4 protein-coding genes and 1 pseudogene are annotated in these 4,245 nt (G+C 66.1%); 4 read left to right on the top strand and 1 reads right to left on the bottom strand.

Going from position 1 to position 4,245, the window contains the following annotated elements:
• Nucleotides 1-60 precede the first annotated feature (60 nt).
• Entirely contained in the window at nucleotides 61-861 is an 801-nt protein-coding gene (locus ACFWVV_RS37635; RefSeq protein WP_384359116.1) for an IS5 family transposase, read from the top strand.
• A 31-nt stretch (nucleotides 862-892) separates the two neighbouring features.
• Here ACFWVV_RS37635 and ACFWVV_RS37630 read toward each other — a convergent pair whose 3' ends face one another.
• A complete protein-coding gene (locus tag ACFWVV_RS37630; protein ID WP_384359110.1) occupies nucleotides 893-1,378 on the bottom strand; it encodes an NUDIX domain-containing protein in 486 nt (161 codons plus the stop codon).
• Between the two features lie 811 nt (nucleotides 1,379-2,189).
• Here ACFWVV_RS37630 and ACFWVV_RS37625 point away from each other — a divergent pair.
• From ACFWVV_RS37625 to ACFWVV_RS37615, 3 genes and pseudogenes are all read left to right on the top strand, one after another.
• Nucleotides 2,190-2,830: pseudogene (locus ACFWVV_RS37625) on the top strand (transposase); the annotation flags it as partial.
• Between the two features lie 233 nt (nucleotides 2,831-3,063).
• A complete protein-coding gene (locus tag ACFWVV_RS37620) occupies nucleotides 3,064-3,870 on the top strand; it encodes a transposase family protein (RefSeq protein WP_384359112.1) in 807 nt (268 codons plus the stop codon).
• Between the two features lie 30 nt (nucleotides 3,871-3,900).
• Entirely contained in the window at nucleotides 3,901-4,098 is a 198-nt protein-coding gene (locus tag ACFWVV_RS37615; protein WP_384359114.1) for a hypothetical protein, read from the top strand.
• Nucleotides 4,099-4,245: the final 147 nt, after the last annotated feature.

Below are 4,245 nucleotides of genomic sequence, written 5' to 3'. Positions count from 1 at the left end.
GGGCGGGCCCGCCGCCCCCCCCCCCCCGCCCCGGCGCGGACTTCCTCTCCGGGGTGCTACATGCGCCAAGGCCGCTACCCCTCGGACACCACCGACGCCGAATGGGCACTGATCGAACCCCTGCTGCCGGTCCCGGCCTGCGAAACCCCGCGCGGGGGCCGGCCGGAGAAGCACCCGCGCCGGGAGATCGTGGACGCGATCCGCTATGTCGTGGACACCGGCTGCAAATGGCGGGCCATGCCCTCCGACTTCCCGCCCTGGCGCACAGTCTGGGGCTGCATGGCGAGGTGGGCCGCCTGCGGAGTCGTCGGACAGATCCGCGACGAGCTCTCCGCCCGCATCCGCCGCGAGCTGGGCAAAGGCCCCCGGGCGGTCGCCACGATCATCGACTCGCAGTCCGTGAAAGCGGCCTCGACCGTGACCCGGGAGTCCCGCGGCTACGACGCGGGCAAGAAAATCAACGGCCGCAAGCGGCACCTCGTCGTCGACACCCGTGGTCTGCCCTTGCTCGTCATGGTCACCCCCGCCGACCTCCACGACTCCGCCGCAGCGAAGGAAGTCCTCTTCCGGCTCCGCCTGATGCACCCGGAAATCACGATCGTCTGGGCCGACCGAGCCTATGCAGGGAAGCTCGTGACCTGGGCAAAACGGCACCTCAACCTGACGATCAAAACCGTCAGCAGGCCCAAGGACACCACCGGCTTCGTCGTCATCCCTCGCCGTTGGGTCGTCGAACGCTCCCTTGCCTGGATCATGAACGCCCGCCGCCACGCGAGGGACTACGAACGACTCGTCCAACACTCCGAAACCCTCATCACCTGGGCCGCCATCACCCTCATGACCCGCCGCATCACGCGTTGACAACGCGTCATGCGCCTCTTCCCGAGCTGGCCTACAGACCGATGACGACCGGGGTTTCGGGAGCCCCCTTAGATATCAGCTCATCGAGAACCGCAGCCAGGTCCCGTGGGCCGAACAGCTCCGGCCCTTGGTATGCGTCGATCTCGTTCAATCGCCACCATCGGAACGACGTGAGGTGCTCGGCAGCAAGCTCAGCCGGCGACAGGCTGCCAGCCGGCTCGAACGCCTCGGCACGGACCAGGAAATAGTCGTTGATGACACCGTCATGGCCTGACGCATACTCCGGCCCGATGAGCCGTTGGTGCCATACATGACGCAATGGCCCCTCAAAGGCGAGCCCGACCTCCTCGACCAGTTCGCGTCTCAGCGCTGAGTCCGCCGACTCCCCCTCCTCGATCCCACCCCCGGGAGTTATCCAGACAACCGCGCCCGGAAGCACACACCGGCACAGCAGAACTCGGTCTTCCTCATCCAGGACGACCGCACGCGCCGAGTGACGCAAGTTAAGTGAAGACATGATCAAACACTACGCGCAGCTTCCTTATGAGCCCGCAAGGAAGAGAAACAGCTACTAAGGGGCATGGCCCGCCGGTAGGCGGCGGTGCGCTCGTGCTAGAGCGGCTCAGGACGTTGCACTGGCTGTGCGCTGCCGAGGACCAACACCAGGTGCCCGGAGCAGCAGATGGGTGCTTCCCCACTGTCTACAGCGCTGTAGGCGCGTCCGCTGTGATATCGAAGGTCGCCACCCACGACTGGAAGTCATGCTGCAGACTGATTGCTGAGAAGGTCAGCCGCACGGGGTGCACATATCCGTGTTTGCTTTCGGAACTTTTGAGAGAAGTCGGGGGCCCGTAATGGGACGTGCCTTTGAGGTCATGTTCTTTCTGCTGCTGGTAATATTCTTGCCGTTGGGTGTTCTGGCCTACCTGGTGGGCAGAAGATTCTCGCCGCGGTCCGGCTGGTGGCTGGGCGCCTTCGCGGCAGGTGCGACCTTAGTCGCCTTCTGGGCCGTCACACCGAGCAATGGCTGGAATGCCACGACGCCGACTCCGCCAGTTATCCACGGCAATCCGTATAAACCGGGCTCCGCAGAGCACGCCGACTACATTCAGGGTCGCGACTTCGCGGCCCGTCTGGCCGAAAAGGGCCTAGGCCCTGGCTCCGGTATGTCAGATAACGTAGGTCGTTGGTGTACCGAGCATCTGACGGCCCAGACCCCCAGAGTTCGGGTAACCCCAGCAATGGAGCAGGGGTGCATGGGGAAGGCCCGGTAGAGAGGACGATGGCACCAGCCGGTAGGCCCGCGTGGAGCCTCTTCGGGAGAAGGGCTCCCGAAACGGGGCCGGTGGCTGTCGTACTCGGTCGGGATGACCATCACCGACGCCATTCACCAAGCCGTCTTGAAGATCCCCGCCTACACCTGGACGCCCGGCGTCGAGCCCAGCGGCGAGATCCGCGACGGCGCCTGGACCGCGGAGCTCGACCGCGACGTCCTCAAGGGCTGACCGGGAGGGATGCGGCTGATCGTCCGCAAGGAACGGCCTTACCCCGGCGCCCAGTTGCGGTTCACCGACGCCGGCGGACTGGGGCTCACCGTGTTTGCCACCGACACCACCGACTACGTCCCGATCACGGCCTGGAACTGCGGCACTGCCAGCGCGCCCAGGCCGAGGACCGTATCCACAACGCGCGATCCACCGGCCTGCGCAACCTGCCCTTCCACGACACCGCGCAGAACCAGATCTGGCTGGAGGTCGACCAGCTCGCCCTCGACCTGCTGGCCTGGCTGCCGATCCTCGCCCTGACCGGCAAGCCGAGGCTCTGGGAGTCCCGGCGCCTGCGACTGCGGCTGTTCTCCGCCGCCGCTCAGCTCGTCACCACCGCACGCTGGCGGCAACTGAGATCCACCCGCCGCTGGCCCTGGACCGACGCGATCCAGCGACTCGACGCACTCTCGAACCGTGGATGACCAGCAGCAACGGCCCGTCCCAACGAACTCGAACCACCGGCCGGAACCGTGGCGCCCGGCGCACGCCCGACGCGACAGCCGGGCCATCGGCCTACCCCTCACCGACCCGACAAGCCGAAACGGACCGCCGGAGAATCCGGCGACCCGTCACTGAGCCTCTTTCATCCTGTGCTGGAGGGTGAAATGAGCTGGTCAGCGGGTGTGGTGACGAGGCAGGGCCCCTCGTCGTTGGCGTGGTGATTCCACTCATCACACCGGCGACTGAAGGGGCCCTGTTGGTTCCGTATCCTGCCATGCTCGACGTCCCGCACGAGCTCGTCGAGCATGTGGCCTGGCTGCTGCACGAGCACCGCCAGACCCGTAACACCCGGTGGCGCAAGCTCGGATGCTTCAAGCAGGCATTTCTCACGCTGGTGCACTTGCGGAAGAACGAGACGTTCTCGCAGCTCGGAGCGGGTTTCGGGATATCGCAGGCCACCGCTTGGCGGTACGTCGACGAGACGCTGAATGTCCTGGCCGGCTGGGCGCCCGGTCTCTACGAAGCACTCACCGGCCTCGGTGAAGGCGACCACGTCATCGTTGACGGCACTTTGATCCCCACCGACCGGATCGCAGCCGACGAGCCGTACTACTCGATGAAGCACCGCCGGCACGGCATGAACGTGCAGGTCATCGCCCGTCCCGACGGCACACCGTTGTGGTTTTCGCGCGCGGCACCGGGCCGCACCCACGACCTGACCGCAGCCCGGGCCCACGGCATCGTCCAGGCCTGCCTGACCCGGCAGATCCTCGTTCTCGCAGACCGTGCCTACCAGGGCGCCGGCGCAACAGTCCGCACCCCGTACAAGAACCACCGCGAACAGCCCGAGCATTACCAGCAGTTCAACCGCGACCACGCACGGCTGAGAGCTCCCGGGGAACGGGCCTTCGCACAACTGAAGCCCTGGCGCATCCTCCGCCGAGCCCGATGCTCCACCCGCCGCATCGGCACCATCGTCCAAGCCGTCCACACCCTGCTGACCTGCAACTATTCAGGATGAAAGAGGCTCACTGAAGCCGGGTTCGCAAACGTGCGCGTCGAGTCGATCGGGCCACACATCTGGCCGGGGTGGGACCTTTGGCTCAGCCAGTGGTGGGCACCGGGAACCTGGCCGCGGAACTTCCTGCACGCCTACGAGCACCACATCCTCGACTACTACCTGCTCACAGCAGACCGGCCCGGACGGAACGCCGACGCCGTGAAAGCCACCGAGGCTCCGGGGTCGTGATGATCCGTCCCCGGGCAGCGGAGGACGTGCGGAAGGCGACGCGGACATGGCGCTAGGGCCTGTGTGATGTCGTGATCAATCGGTGGTTTTCAGTAGGTCGTCGATCCAGATCATCGAGGCGCGGAGGTGGAGGCCGGCGAGGTAGCT

This window comes from Streptomyces sp. NPDC058663, from assembly GCF_042716745.1.
In the GTDB taxonomy this organism is placed as follows: domain Bacteria; phylum Actinomycetota; class Actinomycetes; order Streptomycetales; family Streptomycetaceae; genus Streptomyces.
The sequence above is the reverse complement of the archived record's forward strand: the minus strand, read 5'-3'. Positions and strand labels throughout refer to the sequence as shown.